21 protein-coding genes and 1 riboswitch are annotated in these 16,137 nt (G+C 43.4%); of the genes, 8 read left to right on the top strand and 13 right to left on the bottom strand.

The window, feature by feature from the left end; translation table 11 throughout:
- The first annotated feature begins 247 nt into the window (after positions 1 to 247).
- On the top strand, positions 248 to 817 hold the full coding sequence (locus tag E8Q33_RS09605; protein ID WP_136554396.1) for a type 1 glutamine amidotransferase domain-containing protein: 570 nt from the start codon (positions 248 to 250) through the stop codon (positions 815 to 817).
- 192 nt (positions 818 to 1,009) lie between these two features.
- On the opposite strand, the gene E8Q33_RS09600 is transcribed toward E8Q33_RS09605, so the two are convergent.
- From E8Q33_RS09600 to E8Q33_RS09550, 11 genes are all read right to left on the bottom strand, one after another.
- On the bottom strand, positions 1,010 to 1,270 hold the full coding sequence (locus tag E8Q33_RS09600) for a DUF2442 domain-containing protein (RefSeq protein WP_136554394.1): 261 nt from the start codon (positions 1,268 to 1,270) through the stop codon (positions 1,010 to 1,012).
- The gene (locus tag E8Q33_RS16765; protein WP_247870021.1) at positions 1,251 to 1,475 is read right to left on the bottom strand and encodes a DUF4160 domain-containing protein; all 225 of its coding nucleotides are present in this window, start codon (positions 1,473 to 1,475) and stop codon (positions 1,251 to 1,253) included. Before E8Q33_RS16765 ends, E8Q33_RS09600 begins: the two co-directional genes overlap by 20 nt.
- A gap of 107 nt (positions 1,476 to 1,582) precedes the next feature.
- On the bottom strand, positions 1,583 to 2,134 hold the full coding sequence (locus tag E8Q33_RS09590) for a sugar O-acetyltransferase (RefSeq protein ID WP_136554390.1): 552 nt from the start codon (positions 2,132 to 2,134) through the stop codon (positions 1,583 to 1,585).
- A gap of 110 nt (positions 2,135 to 2,244) precedes the next feature.
- Entirely contained in the window at positions 2,245 to 2,973 is a 729-nt protein-coding gene (locus E8Q33_RS09585) for a cyclopropane-fatty-acyl-phospholipid synthase family protein (protein ID WP_136554388.1), read from the bottom strand.
- A 179-nt stretch (positions 2,974 to 3,152) separates the two neighbouring features.
- The gene (locus E8Q33_RS09580) at positions 3,153 to 3,620 is read right to left on the bottom strand and encodes a hypothetical protein (RefSeq protein WP_136554386.1); all 468 of its coding nucleotides are present in this window, start codon (positions 3,618 to 3,620) and stop codon (positions 3,153 to 3,155) included.
- A 505-nt stretch (positions 3,621 to 4,125) separates the two neighbouring features.
- Entirely contained in the window at positions 4,126 to 4,701 is a 576-nt protein-coding gene (locus E8Q33_RS09575) for a DUF1415 domain-containing protein (RefSeq protein ID WP_136554384.1), read from the bottom strand.
- An 82-nt stretch (positions 4,702 to 4,783) separates the two neighbouring features.
- Positions 4,784 to 5,518 carry an Abi-alpha family protein gene (locus E8Q33_RS09570; RefSeq protein ID WP_136554382.1) on the bottom strand — a complete coding sequence of 245 codons (735 nt, stop codon included), beginning with the start codon at positions 5,516 to 5,518 and terminating at the stop codon, positions 4,784 to 4,786.
- Between the two features lie 267 nt (positions 5,519 to 5,785).
- The gene (locus tag E8Q33_RS09565) at positions 5,786 to 6,109 is read right to left on the bottom strand and encodes a nucleotidyltransferase family protein (RefSeq protein WP_136554380.1); all 324 of its coding nucleotides are present in this window, start codon (positions 6,107 to 6,109) and stop codon (positions 5,786 to 5,788) included.
- 56 nt (positions 6,110 to 6,165) lie between these two features.
- Positions 6,166 to 6,579 carry a YkgJ family cysteine cluster protein gene (locus tag E8Q33_RS16760; protein WP_371413287.1) on the bottom strand — a complete coding sequence of 138 codons (414 nt, stop codon included), beginning with the start codon at positions 6,577 to 6,579 and terminating at the stop codon, positions 6,166 to 6,168.
- A gap of 436 nt (positions 6,580 to 7,015) precedes the next feature.
- The gene (locus tag E8Q33_RS09555; RefSeq protein ID WP_136554376.1) at positions 7,016 to 7,657 is read right to left on the bottom strand and encodes a hypothetical protein; all 642 of its coding nucleotides are present in this window, start codon (positions 7,655 to 7,657) and stop codon (positions 7,016 to 7,018) included.
- 108 nt (positions 7,658 to 7,765) lie between these two features.
- Complete coding sequence (locus tag E8Q33_RS09550; RefSeq protein WP_136554374.1) at positions 7,766 to 8,320, bottom strand: Smr/MutS family protein; 555 nt, start codon at positions 8,318 to 8,320, stop codon at positions 7,766 to 7,768.
- Positions 8,321 to 8,409: 89 nt separating this feature from the next.
- Positions 8,410 to 8,514, top strand: a riboswitch (TPP riboswitch).
- 106 nt (positions 8,515 to 8,620) lie between these two features.
- Between E8Q33_RS09550 and thiC the strand changes: the two genes are divergently transcribed.
- The 6 genes from thiC to thiE are packed head-to-tail and all read left to right on the top strand — an operon-like array spanning position 8,621 to position 13,983.
- A complete protein-coding gene (gene thiC / locus E8Q33_RS09545) occupies positions 8,621 to 10,432 on the top strand; it encodes a phosphomethylpyrimidine synthase ThiC (RefSeq protein ID WP_247870013.1) in 1,812 nt (603 codons plus the stop codon).
- A gap of 21 nt (positions 10,433 to 10,453) precedes the next feature.
- Positions 10,454 to 11,524, top strand: coding sequence for an FAD-binding oxidoreductase (locus tag E8Q33_RS09540; protein ID WP_136554372.1), 1,071 nt, complete (start codon positions 10,454 to 10,456; stop codon positions 11,522 to 11,524).
- On the top strand, positions 11,514 to 11,735 hold the full coding sequence (thiS, locus tag E8Q33_RS09535; RefSeq protein WP_136554370.1) for a sulfur carrier protein ThiS: 222 nt from the start codon (positions 11,514 to 11,516) through the stop codon (positions 11,733 to 11,735). The genes E8Q33_RS09540 and thiS overlap by 11 nt, the downstream gene beginning before the upstream one ends.
- Before the next feature lies 1 nt (position 11,736).
- Positions 11,737 to 12,534, top strand: a complete 798-nt coding sequence (locus E8Q33_RS09530; RefSeq protein ID WP_136554368.1) for a thiazole synthase — start codon at positions 11,737 to 11,739, stop codon at positions 12,532 to 12,534.
- Complete coding sequence (locus E8Q33_RS16045; protein WP_256369449.1) at positions 12,527 to 13,048, top strand: bifunctional hydroxymethylpyrimidine kinase/phosphomethylpyrimidine kinase; 522 nt, start codon at positions 12,527 to 12,529, stop codon at positions 13,046 to 13,048. The genes E8Q33_RS09530 and E8Q33_RS16045 overlap by 8 nt, the downstream gene beginning before the upstream one ends.
- Positions 13,045 to 13,983, top strand: a complete 939-nt coding sequence (thiE, locus tag E8Q33_RS16440; protein WP_256369448.1) for a thiamine phosphate synthase — start codon at positions 13,045 to 13,047, stop codon at positions 13,981 to 13,983. The genes E8Q33_RS16045 and thiE overlap by 4 nt, the downstream gene beginning before the upstream one ends.
- Positions 13,984 to 13,987: 4 nt before the next feature.
- Here the strand turns inward: thiE and E8Q33_RS09520 are convergent, their stop codons facing one another.
- Both E8Q33_RS09520 and E8Q33_RS09515 read right to left on the bottom strand, forming a co-directional pair.
- Positions 13,988 to 14,830, bottom strand: a complete 843-nt coding sequence (locus tag E8Q33_RS09520) for an OmpA family protein (protein WP_136554366.1) — start codon at positions 14,828 to 14,830, stop codon at positions 13,988 to 13,990.
- Entirely contained in the window at positions 14,830 to 15,345 is a 516-nt protein-coding gene (locus tag E8Q33_RS09515) for an adenine phosphoribosyltransferase (protein ID WP_136554364.1), read from the bottom strand. The genes E8Q33_RS09520 and E8Q33_RS09515 overlap by 1 nt, the downstream gene beginning before the upstream one ends.
- 109 nt (positions 15,346 to 15,454) lie before the next feature.
- On the opposite strand from E8Q33_RS09515, the gene E8Q33_RS09510 reads away from it, so the two are divergent.
- Entirely contained in the window at positions 15,455 to 16,096 is a 642-nt protein-coding gene (locus tag E8Q33_RS09510) for an ABC-type transport auxiliary lipoprotein family protein (RefSeq protein ID WP_136554362.1), read from the top strand.
- The last annotated feature ends 41 nt before the right edge of the window (positions 16,097 to 16,137 follow it).

Raw genomic sequence — 16,137 nt, 5'->3', positions numbered from 1 at the left:
TCATGCCGTTTGATGGCTTTGATGATTTGTTCTTCGCTGTAACGTTTTTTCATTTTGAGATCTCCAACTCCCATATTTTATTGGAAATCTCATCAATGTCATGGCACTAAATTTGGGGGAAAGGTCACTAGTAACCGTCTCCACGGTGCATTATCAACTGGCATTGTCCTTGCGTTAATTGCTGGTAGACAGCTTCAGCGCTTAAACCATCAATAGGTTAGCGCTTAACTTATCAGGAGACCTACCAATGCAAAACTCATCAACACAAGATAGAAACTCCCTGCAGGGCAAAAAAATTGCGTTTCTCGTTACCGACGGCTTTGAACAGATCGAATTAACGACGCCCTGGGAGCAAATCAAACTTGCGGGCGCCGAAGCAGAATTAATAGCTTTGGAAGAAGGCAAAGTCCAGGGCTATCACCATCTAGACAAAGGCGATGCGTTTCAGGTGGATAAAAGCGTCGCTGATGTATCGGCCGACGATTATGATGGTCTAGTACTGCCTGGTGGTGTAGCCAACCCGGACGCATTACGCACCGATCAAAATGCAGTTGAGTTTGTCCGTGCTTTTTTCACCGAACAAAAGCCTGTGGCAGCTATTTGCCATGCCCCCTGGACACTAGTAGAAGCAGACGTACTTGATGGGAGAACACTTACATCATGGCCAAGTCTTCGTACTGATATTCAGAATGCAGGTGGCAACTGGGTAGATCAGGAAGTGGTGGTGGATCAAGGGCTAGTAACCAGCAGAAAACCAGATGATCTCGAAGCATTCTGCAGCAAAGCAATTGAAGAATTCGCCGAAGGCAAGCATTAACGCCAGCGGGCTTGATTAGCCGGATTCAAGATCGAAAGGGGGCGGGTTTATTTTAGTTAATTAAATAAATCTGCCTTTTTTAAGTTAGTTTTCTCGTTCCCACGATCCTGCGTGGGAAAGGACTTATAGAATTTGCGAAACCCAAAAATCTCCTGAAGATTGTAACAATCGTAGCTTTGATTGATTCTGAACTTATGGATTACTAGTAGGGTGAGTCCCCGCTAATAGACCTGCAACACTGAGGTCTTCGTCGATATCCGGCCAATGAATTCCTTCACCATCGCCAAGTAGCTCCCAGTTTGCAAGTTTTTCTGAAGATGCAGAAGATAATCGGGGGAACCAAACCAATGGTGCCGATACGGTGCGACCATCAGCTAAGTCAACTACAATGGCTACATCAGTGAAGTGAACCTTAACTGCTTGAGGATGAAGCTCAACTGCCAAAGTACTCATTCCAAACCTCCATAAAAGTTTCTCTATTTTGCATAACCAATTCTTCAAGTTTTCTAAGCTCTTTTGGCGAGAAATGTATTGAACTAGCCAATGTCACAGGTCTCAACCAAAATTTAGCCAACATTCGCTCTCTCTGAATATGTATATGGGCTGGCTCACCGCTTTCATTACTATAAAAGAAAAATCTGTATGGCCCGATCCGCATTATAGTTGGCATATTCATCCTTAACTATTTATTTAGCTCAAATCCATTGATACTTTTTAATGAGGCTGTTGACCTCATAATAATTATTAGTGGGCGGCCTTTCAATTCTAGATTTCTTTAATCACCCTTGCTGGATTGCCACCAATCACCACGTTGTCACCAAAACTTTTTGTAACGACAGCACCCGAAGCAACCACAACATTATTACCTAGAGTCACACCTGGATTAATCGTTACGTGACCACCAATCCAGCAGTTATTTCCTATGGATACTGGTTTACCATACTCTAAGCCATTATTTCTTTTAATCGGGTCTATGGGATGTGTTGCGGTATAAATCCCCACCTGAGGTCCTAAGAAACAATTATCACCGATTCTAACTTCTGCAACGTCTAGGATAACGCAGCCAAAGTTGGCATAAAAATTTTCGCCAACGTGTAAATTCACGCCGTAGTCGCAGTTGAAAGGTGACTCAATATGAATCGAATGACCCGTACTTCCAAATAATGATTTTATTATTTCATCTCTCTCATCCGCGTCACTAACGCTGGTTTGATTGAGTTTTTCAGTAAGCAAGCGAGCCTCAAGACGTAACTTCAAAAGCTCATCGTCATTCGGGTAATATAATTCACCTGAAATCATTTTTTCTTTTTCTGTCATATATTTAATGGTGTCTGACCCTTTTGATTACTTTGGTTGAAAAAGAAACGAACTGCCTAAGAAGAAGCAGTAAACCTTCTATTTAATCGAGGGGCCAGACATTTTTGAATCTAAATAGGCAGTTTTTGTATTTCAAATGCGTCTGCCTCTTTGATTCCATACCATCCGCAAATCATAAACGCCTGAAAAAACCTTATCGGCACGTCAATTCCAGTTTGTTTTAGTAGGTGTTCAGTTTCTGTTGGTGAGATAACAGAAAGCATTTCGCGAAGTTGCATGGGCAGGTTCGCCAGTGATTCCGGAGTGGCTCCCATCATCGATTGCACTGCTTCCCAGTTTTTTAACATGAATGGAAATTCGGCTGAGTCCAAATCAAAGCTGATTTCAGTATTAACCAAAATGCCATTAGTTCGTAAGCGACTATACATTGCCTGATAAAAATTCAATCTGTCTTCACGCTTCACGAAGTGGGCAACCAGAACACTTAACACCGCATCAAAGCTTTCACCTTCAGGAGCGTCATCAACGTATCCATGAATCAGTTCACAGCGATCCTGCACGCCAGCTTCGGCGAGCCTTTCACGGCAAACATCCAGCATACCGATAGACGGGTCGACGCCAACAAATGTCCATTGAGGAAATGATTTGGAAAGTGAAATTATCTCGGCGCCTGTGCCAACACCTACACAAAGAATGCGTGCCTGAAGTGGAGCATTTTTTAAAATAAGCCTAATCAGAAAATGCATATTATCGGCAATGGGGGCCAACGGCAGGTTTCGCTCGTCATAAACCATTGCACCATTTGTAAAATGGTCGATCACAGGGGAGTTGGAGTTCATTCTAAAAGCTCCTGCTAAATTTTGATGATTTATTCGTTTGATGAGGTTTAAATATGTGCTGTGTAAATAGGGTAGAGGTTGAGACTTTTCAAGGGTGAATGACCCCTTTGGTTTTTAACTTAATGTGTTGTCAGAAAAATACTCTTCAAACACTCTGCCCCCTCTGATCCTCTTATGTTTTACCGGGGGGAGTGGAAATATACTGTCATTTCCTCATCTTCAATGATTGCGTAGCTTCGGACCACTCCTAATTTTTTATTAATTTGATTATGTTTTATGAATTCTGTTGAAAAATCTTCTTTATTCAAATTGATGCTATATGAGGTTTGGGGATAACAAGCTCCAATGGGGTTGTTGGCTAACATTATCAGATCGTTTTGCTCCATGGTTTTTGACTCCATAATCACAAAACTCTTAATGCCAGAATGCGATATGAGGGGGACGGAGAAATGGGCAATTTTATACTCAAATTTGGATACCCCTTTACGACGAAAGGTTTCTAATACATCTATTACCTTACTTTGACATTCTTCTACAAGAGGAAAAGTGACTACTACCTTTTCACTATCAGAACATCCCATGATCTGAACTATTAAAAAGCTAAAAATTAGCCATTTATTTAATTTAAGTGTTTTTTTCATGGTCATAATCTAAGCCTTTCAAATATTGTTGTTACATGGACTTCTCAGCGAACAAATTTGTAACCTTCATGTGACAAACTAGGGGTATGGGGCAGGGTGCCCCTTTGATTTTTTCAATTAGGTGGAATTTATTTCTTTTAGTTTTTCCACATACGATTTGACTGACCACCACTTGAGCAATAGAAGTATCAGGAAAAAGTTAAAAAATATATTAAGTGGCATTTTGAAATAATAGAAAGCTTTGGAACTGTTAATTTTGAAGTTCCATAGTAACTTTGAAAGTAGGGAGATTAGAAAAAGTATCAGTACATGGAAAATTCCATTAATTCCTGTCACTGCATATACAAAGAGAAATATTGCAATTGATAGAACCATCCCAATTAACACTTCCTTGTCCAAGATATATCCTTTAATCTATTTAAAAAATAAACTCAGTTGAAGGATTTAAATTTCTAAAACTTTTCAAGTTGGCTGAGCCCTTGATATGTCATTTCCCTAAAGTTACTGCTCCCTAAAGCTTAAATAGGCTCTCAAATAGTGCCTGCAGTTTATTGTGTCCCAGACTATTCATTAGCGCCACGTTTCGTATTGGAACTTGATCGACATCAGGATATTCCACAATAGCTCGCTCAAGACTCGCCTCCCGAATAAGATGCAACAAGGGGTAGGGAGAGCGGTTTGTATAATTCTCTGCATCGTCCGGATTTGTTCCACCAAATTGGTAATCTGGATGAAAACTGGCGACTTGATAGGTACCTTCCAGTCCCATATCCAAAAGGAGGTTATCGGCATTACTCAAAAACTGATTGTAGTCATAAAAGTCCTGCAAGACATCGGAGTGAATCAGCAGCGTAGTTTCAACTGACGGATCACTATTGAGCAGTTCCAGCTCGTCTTGCAGTGACATCAACAATTGCTCTTCCGTTATCGCTCTTGTGGTAGCAAAGCGCACCCGATTATTCAGCATCTCATACTTAGCAAATGGGCAAAGATTCATTTCCATCACAAAAGTGTTAACCCACTGCCGAACCGATAGAACAATTTCCTCGTCATTTCGGATTTCACTTGGTCGTGATAATTTCTTCATTGGTCTTTCATATATCGTCACCCAAAATCAAACATTCTGACTATATTGATTTTTTCTTGAATCCCAAAAGGGAGCGCCCCTTTTAACTGATTTTGTTAAAACCGGATTCTGGGATACAAGCTGCTACAAAAAGCTTACCAAAATCAGATAGTAGAATGCGGCTATTTCGTTTGGTACCTGTTTGGCGTCCGCCGCCATGCACTGGAGTCTCATTAATAACTGGCCATGTGATCAGCGACAACGATTCTAGGTGCGCATAGTAAATTTCAAACGCATCTGGATTTGCAAGTTTATCTTTAGGAATTGTACTACTCAAAACACGACGATTTTCAAATCGATTTCCCTGATAATTTAAATCCATTTGATCCGTAACTTCAAAATCACCTTTACTTAATTCATACATTAATAAAGCCTCATCAGGTGACAACTGCCCTATGATTTGAGCAAAAGAGGGATGTACTTGAGAAATACTATTCTTATCCATTGCTTTAATTAATAACTCTTCAAACATATCCCACAGCGGATTGTTTAAGTCGATATACTTCATTCGCTCAATGCAAACTGATGTCAGTTCTGCTGGAGGTTGAACTTGGTCTTCTTTAACTACTCTTTTATTTAAGTTCTTTAAAAAAAATTCGAATCGGTCTTGAAAAGATGCTGCGAGTTGTAATGGTGCCAAAATCAACCGAGCACTCTTAACTAAATCAGTTCCAATTTTACTGACTTCAACAAGGGGAGAAGACAGCCCATCATCATAGATTTTTTCAACAACTTTAGAGTTTGATAATTTCTCTACTATTTCCAATTCTTCTTTCATTATTTGCCTCGAACTTCAGTGATAACCTAATAGAACATTAATGAAGCCGTTGGCCTCATAATTGTTATTAGAGGGCTGTCATATAATTCTGACTTCGTCTAACCCAGAATATCTAAATAATTAAATTATATATACTAAAATAAATGGGGTCCGATACCATTGATTGTTGTGAAGTGAATTTCAATAAATAGGAATTTCAATCGACTCTGATCCCTATGATCCCGCAATCGTGTCTAGCCCCTCTGAATACCGTGAACTTGCCGCATGTTAGATCTCATTTTTATAAACAAGGTAACTAGCCTCACTGAGGCCTTTCAAGATAGTTGAGGTTAACTCTCCCGCTTCCCATTCTACTTGTACCTCGTAGGGAAGAAGATCGTTTAGTTCAGCAGACCAAACATCGCTGAATCTAAACCAAGTAGACATCCCATCAGATTCATCAAGATTGGGTAGCAGAGTAATTGCCACATCTAAATCACTATCGTCGCGGTTTGTGCCTCTGACGCGGCTACCAAAGAACTGCACCTTTTCGATTTGAGGTTTCTTTGCAGCCCAACCATTGACTACTTTTGCAGTTTCTTCTAGTGTCAACTCAGTTCCTTTGAAGTCTAACGACCTAAGCGGCGAGCGCCGTTTTTTGGCGTCCGCTACCTTTGATTGTCACGGCTAAATACTTGACGTATATCGTAAAGTTCAAATGATTCACTCACCTGACGAATATGATCAAACGCTTCATTGATACTTGAAAACCTTAGAAGAGGAAACGTTTCATCCTTGCTAATTTTGGGGTTACACCAAGTATTTGTCTTTGTAAACACTACGTGCCTTCGACATACGAATGGCCTAGCCTCGTAAATTGAACAGTTTCCTTCTTTGAGAAATGGGCATGGAGAACCATGAAAATCCTCTTTAGGTAAGAACTCCTTCCTTCTCTTTTTCTTGGCATATTTTTCAATGTGAGCGATTTCGACCTCACTTACCGTTACTGAATAGTGGCAACAGTCCGAGCAGCCTTTTTTGCAAGGAGTGTATTTCGACGCATACCCATAAAGCTCATTCATGAACAAGTACAGAGATTCGAGCTTTTTGCTGGGGTTTGTTTTGGATTGTTCGATTTTGTCCGCAAATCGATCCTCTCGTTCGGAAAGTCGAGAGGGAATATTCTCTGTCAAGCGATCAAGATTATCTTGGGCTGACCGCCTTTCCTCATCTAGATGCATTTCTCAATCCTTTGCTTGTCTAACGTGTGGTTTGGTGGCGGAGGCTTTATTACGTCTCAATAAACGAAGCGAAAATTTCTCGTTAAACTCACGGAGCACTGGTGAAAACCAAAGCTTTATTTGGGTATGCTTTGCGAGGTTTTCTTTCCTAGCTTAAACGTTAATCCCGGGTAGTTTTCTCCTTCAAATGCTTGTAAGTCACCAATGGGGTTGAGTTCCATCGACTGTGTATGAATTCAATTCGTTTCTGACCTTTGTCCCCCTATGAAGCAGCTTGCTATTTTTTTATGGGGTTGAAACTTTCATAATACCGCTGAATCTCTTTTCGTATTTCTTGAACGGCTCCCTGAAGCTCAGTAATCCCCAAGCCATTCTTACTCATAATTGAAACTATGTCGTTATGTATAAAACTTTTATTTTCGTCAAAGTTGCTCCAGCGTTTTCCTTTAGTAAGATCTTCTTGATATTGTTCTATGACTGTAATGTATGCTTCTAAAGTTGAGTTCAAGCGATCATCTAAAAGAGTTACTATCTTCCTTCTGATTATTTCTGGGATAAATGGATCTGACTTTAGCCTTTCAACCATTGCAATCATCTCAATATGTTTCTTTGGAAGTGGAACACCATGAAACCCTTTTTCCTTGCTTAAAATTGCATGCTTATTTTCAAGCGCATATTTATGAATTTTCTCAAGGACTTCATTCAAAGTGTCATCTTTTGACCAATGATTCTCGGATGAGAAGTCAAACTCCTCCCAAAGTTCATCAGATAATAATGCTAATCGTTCCATTACCTTTTTTTGGTATTCGGTATTAACTGAGTTTAACAACCCATTTTTAGCTTTAACAAAAGTAAGAACTGCAACAACCGAGGCAGTGATATAAAAAATTATTTGAAAAATTTGTACTGCGATATCCATGCAGAACTCTCTCTAAAATTTAATAGTATGTTAATGATGTCTAAGGACTAACATACTATTAATAGGCCAATATCCTGAAATAAATGAATTAAAAAACCAGTAATAAACTTACTTTTCAAACTGCCTCTTCAACAAAACATACAAAGCCCCAGTCCCACCATCTTCAATCGTTGCACTACAAAATGCCAGTACGAAATTACTTTGTCTGAGCCAGTGATTGAGTTTGCTTTTTAAAACTGGTTTGTTATCACGTGAACCCCAGCCTTTGCCGTGAATAATTCGCACGCAGCGAATCTTTTCTTGCTGACATTGTTCAAGAAAGTGGGAGAGGGTGGGTTCGGCTTTGGCGAGGGTGAGGCCATGTAAATCGAGTTCGGCTTCGAGATGTACTCTGCCATTTTTGAGTTTGGCGAATTGGCGGTTTTGAATTCCGTCACCCCTGTATTCCAGATATTCTTCATTACCCACTGTTTCGGGGGCGAATAGGCTGGAAAACTCGCTGGTGTCATGGGTGAGTTCAGCTGCGGAGGGTTTTCTGACCTTTGGCGGCGGTGGTGGTTTTCGATGCACCAGGCGGTCGTGTTTGATCGGCTCGGCGTCGCTCATTTCATTGCGAAACAAGGAAAACTCGTCGTCATCATTTTTATTTTTGTTATCTGCCATGGCCGATGTTGCCTGATTTGATGCCGTTTGATGTGACCCATTGTGCCAGATGATGCTTGTGTAAAAAATCATTTTTAGTTTAGGATGATTTCCACTTGTCGGGGTGCCACTCTGATTTTTCAGAAATGGCTGAGATGAAACCCGTTGAACCTGAAGAGGCTAGAACCTCCGTAGGAAACAAGCCGGAATGCCGGTACGTCTGATTGTCTGACTGTAGCCGCCGTGTATCTCCATCACCTTGTTCGCGTAAGCGCAACGTCTTCATTTCCCCGACTTTTTTATTCAAAAAGGGGAAATCAGATGTCAGCAGCCAATCCAAAAGTTATTGATATTAAAGACCGTAGTGGCATTACTACTCAGCCATTACCGGGTTCTGAAAAAATCTATATTACCGGCAGTCGTGATGATATCCGGGTGCCATTTCGTCAAATTTCTCTCACTGATACACCGAACCGTGATCCCAATTTGCCGGGTGAGCCGAATGCGCCGGTGATGGTATACGACACTTCTGGTATTTATACCGATCCCACTGAAACAATCGATCTGGAAAAAGGCTTAACGCCGATTCGTCAGCAATGGATTGAGGAACGCGACGATACCGAAGTATTACCGGCGTTCAGTTCCAACTTTACCCGTGATCAGGATGGTCTGGAATTTGATATTCCGCTGTTCACCAATCGTCGTCTGCCACGCAAAGCCAAACCGGGTAAAAACGTCAGCCAGATGCACTATGCGCGTCAAGGATTGATTACCCCAGAAATGGAATATATCGCTATTCGTGAAAGCATGGGCCGTGCAGCGTTGCAGGCAAAAGGCGAGTTGCCAGCCGATAAACCCAATCACATCACCCCGGAATTTGTCCGTAAAGAAGTCGCTGAAGGTCGGGCGATTATTCCAGCCAATATCAATCACCCTGAAGCTGAGCCGATGATTATCGGTCGTAATTTTCTGGTGAAAATCAATGCCAATATCGGTAACTCTGCCACCACATCATCGATTGAAGAAGAAGTCGAAAAAATGGTCTGGAGCACTCGTTGGGGTGGCGACACGGTAATGGATTTGTCGACTGGTAAACATATTCACCAGACACGTGAATGGATTATCCGTAACTCACCCGTGCCAATCGGTACCGTGCCGTTGTATCAGGCATTGGAAAAAGTAAATGGCATTGCCGAAGATCTGACCTGGGAAGTCTTTCGCGACACGTTAATTGAACAGGCTGAGCAGGGCGTCAGTTACTTTACGATTCATGCCGGTATTCGTCTGGCGCATATTCCACTGACGGTAAACCGCACCACCGGTATTGTCTCGCGTGGCGGTTCGATTATGGCGGCCTGGTGTCTGGCACATCATGAAGAAAGCTTTTTGTACACGCACTTTGAAGATATCTGCGAAATCATGAAAGCCTACGATGTGTCGTTCTCGCTGGGTGATGGTTTACGTCCGGGTTCACAGGCGGATGCCAATGATGAAGCGCAGTTTGCTGAACTGCGTACTTTGGGTGAATTAACCCATATTGCCTGGAAACATGATGTGCAGGTAATGATTGAAGGGCCGGGTCATGTGCCAATGCACAAGATCAAGGAAAACATGGATCTACAATTGGAAGTCTGCCACGAAGCACCTTTCTACACCTTAGGGCCTTTGGTCACTGATATTGCACCGGGTTATGACCACATTACCTCAGGCATCGGTGCGGCGATGATTGGCTGGTTTGGTACGGCGATGCTGTGTTATGTCACACCGAAAGAGCATTTGGGCTTACCAAATAAAGATGACGTTAAAGTCGGCATTATTACCTACAAAATTGCAGCCCATGCAGCGGATTTAGCCAAAGGGCATCCGGGTGCAAATGAGCGTGATGATGCGATTTCCAAGGCACGTTTTGAATTCCGTTGGGAAGATCAATTTAACCTCGGGTTAGACCCGGATACAGCACGGGCTTTCCATGATGAAACCTTGCCAAAACCGAGTGCCAAAGTGGCACATTTCTGTTCCATGTGCGGACCGAAATTCTGCTCGATGAAGATTTCACATGATGTGAAAGAAGCCTTTGCCGAGAAGTCGGAAGAGTTTAAGGCGGCTGGTAGCAAAATCTATCATCAGGTTTGATTGGACCGGATTTAGAGCAAGATGAAGCATTATCTGATTATCGGCAGTGGTCTGATTGGACGCCTGACAAGCTGGCGTCTGATTCAGGCCGGTCATGCCGTGACGATTCTGTCATCAGACGATAAAGCCGGTACCGACAGTGCCGGTTTTATTGCAGCTTCAATGATCGCGCCATTTACCGAAGCGGTAACAGCAGATCGGTCCATTCGTGATCTGGGTATTCAAAGTCAGCTGCTGTGGGATAAATGGCTGGCTGATTTGGATAAGCCGGTGTTTTATCCAAAAACCGGAACACTGGTGGTGGCACATGAAGGTGATAAAGCCGAATTAGCACGTTATCAGCGTCGTGCGGGGCATATTCTGGATGCTTCTGATTATCAGCAGATTGATGCTCAGCAGTTACAGAATTTATCACCCGAACTGGCCGAAAACTTTCAGTCAGCATTGTATTTTCCAGAAGAGAGTTGTCTGGATAATCGTCAGTTTTATCAGCAGGTCGGTGAATTTCTGACCAAGCACGCAAACTGGCAAACCATTGAACCGATTGAAACGTTAACTAACGCCACATTGGAACAGCTGTGCCAGCAAATGCTTGGGCATTCGCTGGATAAATTTACCTCGGTGATTGATTGCCGGGGTAATGGCAGCAAAGTTGATTTGAAAGACTTGCGTGGGGTTCGCGGTGAAGTGCTGCGTGTTTATGCACCGGAAGTGAATCTGCAACAGTGCGTACGGTTAATGCATCCACGTTATCCGCTCTATCTGGCACCACGCCCTGACCAGCAATATGTGATTGGCGCAACGGTGATTGAATCGGAAGATCGGTCGCCGGTCAGTGTGCGAAGTGCCATGGAATTGTTATCCGCGCTTTACAGCATTCATAAAGGTTTTGCCGAAGCTCGGGTGTTGGAAATGCGCGCCCATTGTCGACCGGCATTGCCCGATCATTTGCCAACCATTCGCCAGCAGGAGTGGGGTTATCAAATCAACGGGCTTTACCGGCATGGTTATTTGCTGGGGCCGGTCATGGTCGACCAATTACTGACAAAACTATCAGAACAAACAGATTCGGGAGTGCGTTATGCAAGCTGAGTCAATTCAACCCATTTCACTTATTTTGAATGAACAGCCAGTGGAAACCACAAACTTTAATTTGCAGGTTTTTCTGGCTGAACATAGCTGGACAGAAGGCCGATTTGTGGTGGTGATTAACGACAATATTATCGCCAAATCGGCACATCCAACCTATCAATTATCAGCAGGCGATCGCATTGATGTGCTGTCGCCCATCAGTGGAGGCTGACATGCAGGCATCTGACTGGACCGTATACGGGCAAACGCTCAGCAGTCGTTTATTTATCGGCACGGCGCTTTATCCTTCACCACAAGTGATGTGTGATGCCATCAAGGCTTCAGGAGCACAGGTAATTACCGTGTCACTGCGTCGGCAAAGTGCCGGGCAAGCCAATAGCGGCCAGCAATTCTGGAATATGATTGAAGCGCTGGGCTGTCACTTATTACCCAATACCGCGGGTTGTTACAGTGCGGCCGAGGCGATTAAAACAGCCCATATGGCTCGCGAGTTATTTGAAACTGACTGGATCAAACTGGAAGTATTGGGTGACAGCTTTAATCTACAACCGGATCCGTTTGCCTTGCTGGAAGCCACCAAAACCTTGATTGCCGATGGTTTTAAGGTGTTTCCATATTGCACCGATGATTTGGTGCTGTGTCAAAAACTGGCTGATGCCGGTTGTGAGGTATTAATGCCGTGGGGTGCACCAATAGGCACCGGTCAGGGATTATTGAATCCTTATGCTTTGAGAACATTAAGAGAACGCCTGCCGCAAATGACTTTACTGGTCGATGCGGGCATTGGTAAACCCTCTGATGCAGTGCAAGCAATGGAACTGGGTTATGACGGAATTCTGTTAAATACCGCGGTGGCCGAAGCACTGGAACCAGCGTTAATGGCCGAAGCGTTTAAACAATCCATCAATGCCGGACGCCTGGCGTTTGAAGCGGGCATTATGCCAAAACGTGAGTCCGCTAAACCCAGTACACCCACTTTAGATCAACCTATCTGGCAGCAACATGGCTGAGCAAAAACCTCAAACCGCAATCTTATTAATAGGTGGATTGGATCCACAAGGCTGTGCCGGACTGACGGCGGATATTCAAACGGTCAGTCATCATGGTTGTCATCCGGTGCCGTTAGTGACCTGTGTGACCGAACAGACCCAAAATGGTATGCGGGCGCTGAATCCGTTAACTGCTGAGAAATTTCTCAAGCAATACGAAAGCTGTATTGCTGACTTTGAAATCGCAGCCATCAAAATTGGTTTGATTCCAAACCTGGAGATTGCCCAGGCGATTGAACGAATTGTGACAATTCATGATGTGCCGGTGGTGATGGATCCGGTGATGGCAGCGACCAGTGGTGGAAAACAGGTTGCTTCAGACGTACTGGATTTTGTGCGTAAGTCAGTATTACCAAAGATTACTTTACTGACGCCTAATCTACCTGAGTTGAGCTTCATAACCGATAACCCGGATGGATCTCTTGAAAAACAGGTTCGCCAATTGATTAAAGAGGGATTATCAGTTGTCTGGTGAAAGGCGGACATGGCGATCAAAGTTTTGTTTCAGATTATTTTGCCAATGCTTTTGGGCAATTTTATTGTTACCAGCCAAGGTTGAAAAAAAATGTTCGTGGTACCGGTTGTGTGCTGGCGAGTAGTTTGGCGTGTTATCTGGCCCAAGGCGAAGATATCCGTGATGCGGTGATTTTATCGCGTAGTTATATCAATCGCGGTATTCGAGAATCACAGTCACTGGGCCCTTATCAGTTATTTTCTCATCAAAAGCAGCCATTTGAACTTCGTGATATTCCAAGACTGAGTTACACCCCGGATCTGATTGGCAAAAGCTTTAGTTTTCCGGAATGTCCGGATCGGCTGGGAATTTATCCGGTGGTCGATAGTGCGGATTGGGTTAATCGTTTATTAACTATTGGCATCAAAACAATTCAATTGCGTTTGAAACAAACCGATAACGCTTTTCTCAATGCAGAAATTGCCAGCGCGGTAGATATCTCGAATCAACATAGTGATATTCAGTTTTTTGTAAACGATCACTGGCGTATGGCGATTGATAATGGCGCTTACGGTGTGCATCTGGGACAGGAAGACTTGCATGATGCCGATTTGCTGGAAATTGAACAGGCCGGATTGCGGTTGGGTATTTCCACTCATTCGTATTGGGAACTGGCCAGAGCGTTAGCAGTAAACCCCAGTTATATTGCATTAGGGCCGATTTTCGAAACCGACAGCAAACAGATGCCGTGGCAACCACAGGGATTCGATCGCCTAGCTGAGTGGATAAGATTATTGGATGGTCATACGCCGCTGGTCGCTATTGGCGGGATTGATCTGCCACGAGCCAGTGCATTGCATAAAATCGGTGTTGGTTCAGTGGCAATGATTTCGGCGATTACCAAAGCAGCTGATTATCAGCAGGTCACGCATGATTTACTGTCTTTGTGGCAATAACGTTTCAGCGAATTAAACGTAATTCCGTACGACGGTTTTGAGCGCGACCCTCAGGAGTTTTATTACTCGCAATAGGCTTGTTATCTCGATAGGAATGCGTTTCGATAATGCCTTCGTCGATTTCAGCCTGTTCTATCAGAAAGGTTTTCACCACTTGCGCCCGTTTATCTGACAGTTCGGTATTGAGTTCTTTGCGACCAAAACTATCAGTGTGCGATTCGATAATGATGCGCGAAATACTTTCATCAACCTTGAGATACTCGGCCAAACGTTTCATGCGTTGTGAAGCACTGTTATCGAGAATGGCTTTTTCCGACTCAAAATACACGCTGAATTGCTGTAAATCGTTAAAACTATCTGGGTGCATTTTGTCAGAGCATTCCTGAAACTCGCGCATCGCTGGCAGAAATTGCACATTGGATAAAATTACGCTCACCGGTTGTGTGCTGCTTTGTGAAGCATATTGCAATTGAACGAATTGGCCTTGTTGCAATGCTGACAAGGCTTTTCTCGCCGCATTACCTTCCACCATAAATTCGCGTTGTCCATAAGTGACTGGCAAGGTCATTAATTTCTGACTGACTATATCGTTTTGCCAAGGTGTATTAATGATCACCAGTTCGGCACTGGATTGGGATGCGGGATGATCTTGAGTAGAAATCGACAGCTGCAGTGCCTCACCATTTTCACGATGAAAAACAGCCTGACCAAAATCTATCACCTCGTGTTTTAAGCTGCAGGACAGCGGAGATTGATCTATCTGCCAGTTTGCTTCATGTACGGCTGATTGATAGACCATGGCAGCCGCAGGGGACGAGGTAAAGGCTAAAAACAGTAAAAATTTCATTAATATTGGATTACGCTATGCACGTTAAAATTAGTCAGTAGAGAACGGCCATTTAGCGCAGTGAGTTCCATCAGAAATACACAGGCAACCACATTACCACCCAATAGTTGAATTAATTCGCAGCTGGCCTTGGCGGTGCCACCAGTTGCCAGCACATCATCAACAATTAAAATATTGTCATTTTCAACCACAGCATCGGTGTGAATTTCCAGACTGGTTTCACCGTATTCCAGTTGATATTCGACTTTATGAGTTGTATGCGGAAGCTTGCCCGGTTTGCGCAAGGGGATGAAACCGACACCCAACATTGATGCCGCAAGTGAACCAAAAATAAAACCTCGTGCTTCCATTCCTGCAACGGCGGTGATATTGGCATTTCGGTAGGGCGCAATCAGTAATTCAACGGCCTGACGCAGTAAGACGGGTGATTGCATCAATGGTGTGATGTCTTTGAACAAAATGCCGGGTTCGGGAAAATCTGCGATATCACGGATCTTGTTTTTTATTTCGTCCATCAAACACCTTATTTATTTGAGAAGGGATGGTCACCACCAGTATTATAACGACACCAATTACAACAACTGTAATGCAATTTCCCGGAAATATTTAGGAGTACAACATTTCGTGATTCACAGATGGCAGAGAGTACTGGTTATTGTTCTGTTTAGTTTTTTGACCGGTTGTTTCGGTTTTGGAGGCGGGAGTAAAGAGGCTGACGATATTCAGCCACGCTTTTATATTGTTGATGTTGATCGCGGTAATGTTGCCGCACAGTTTGCACAGAATCGTGTTTTACGTATCAAACCAATTCGTATTGCTCCGCATTATCGAACCGAAAATATCGTGTTTCGTGTGGGCGAGAGCGAATATCAACCGCAAGCAGGTCACGTGCTGCTAACCGATCCACAGGTGATGTTTACCTCGCAGTTACAACGCTGGTTAGCCAAAAGCGGTTTGTTCAGTGATGTGATAACCGATGATTCACAACCAGCGGATTTGGTGCTGGAAGCCGCCGTGACCAAACTTTACGGTGATGATCGCAGCGGATATTCACCGCAAGCTGTGTTGGAAATGCAGTTTTTCATGAGCCCTGGTGATGCTGACCGCAGCAAGATGTTATTTCAAACTGGCTTTAGAGTGGATGCTTCAATCGACCAAACCACCTCGCAAAACGTTGTAACCGGCTGGCAAAATGCGCTTGAAGAAATTCTCGCGACTTTGGAGCAGGATTTAAGCGATTATTTCAATAAAGCGGGCACACCCTAGCAGTATCTTATAAACGTGCAGGAAATCGCTCAGAGTGGTAG

The sequence above is a fragment of the Methylophaga sp. SB9B genome (genome assembly GCF_004832235.1).
GTDB lineage: Bacteria > Pseudomonadota > Gammaproteobacteria > Nitrosococcales > Methylophagaceae > Methylophaga > Methylophaga muralis.
This window is presented reverse-complemented; position numbering and strand designations above follow the sequence as displayed.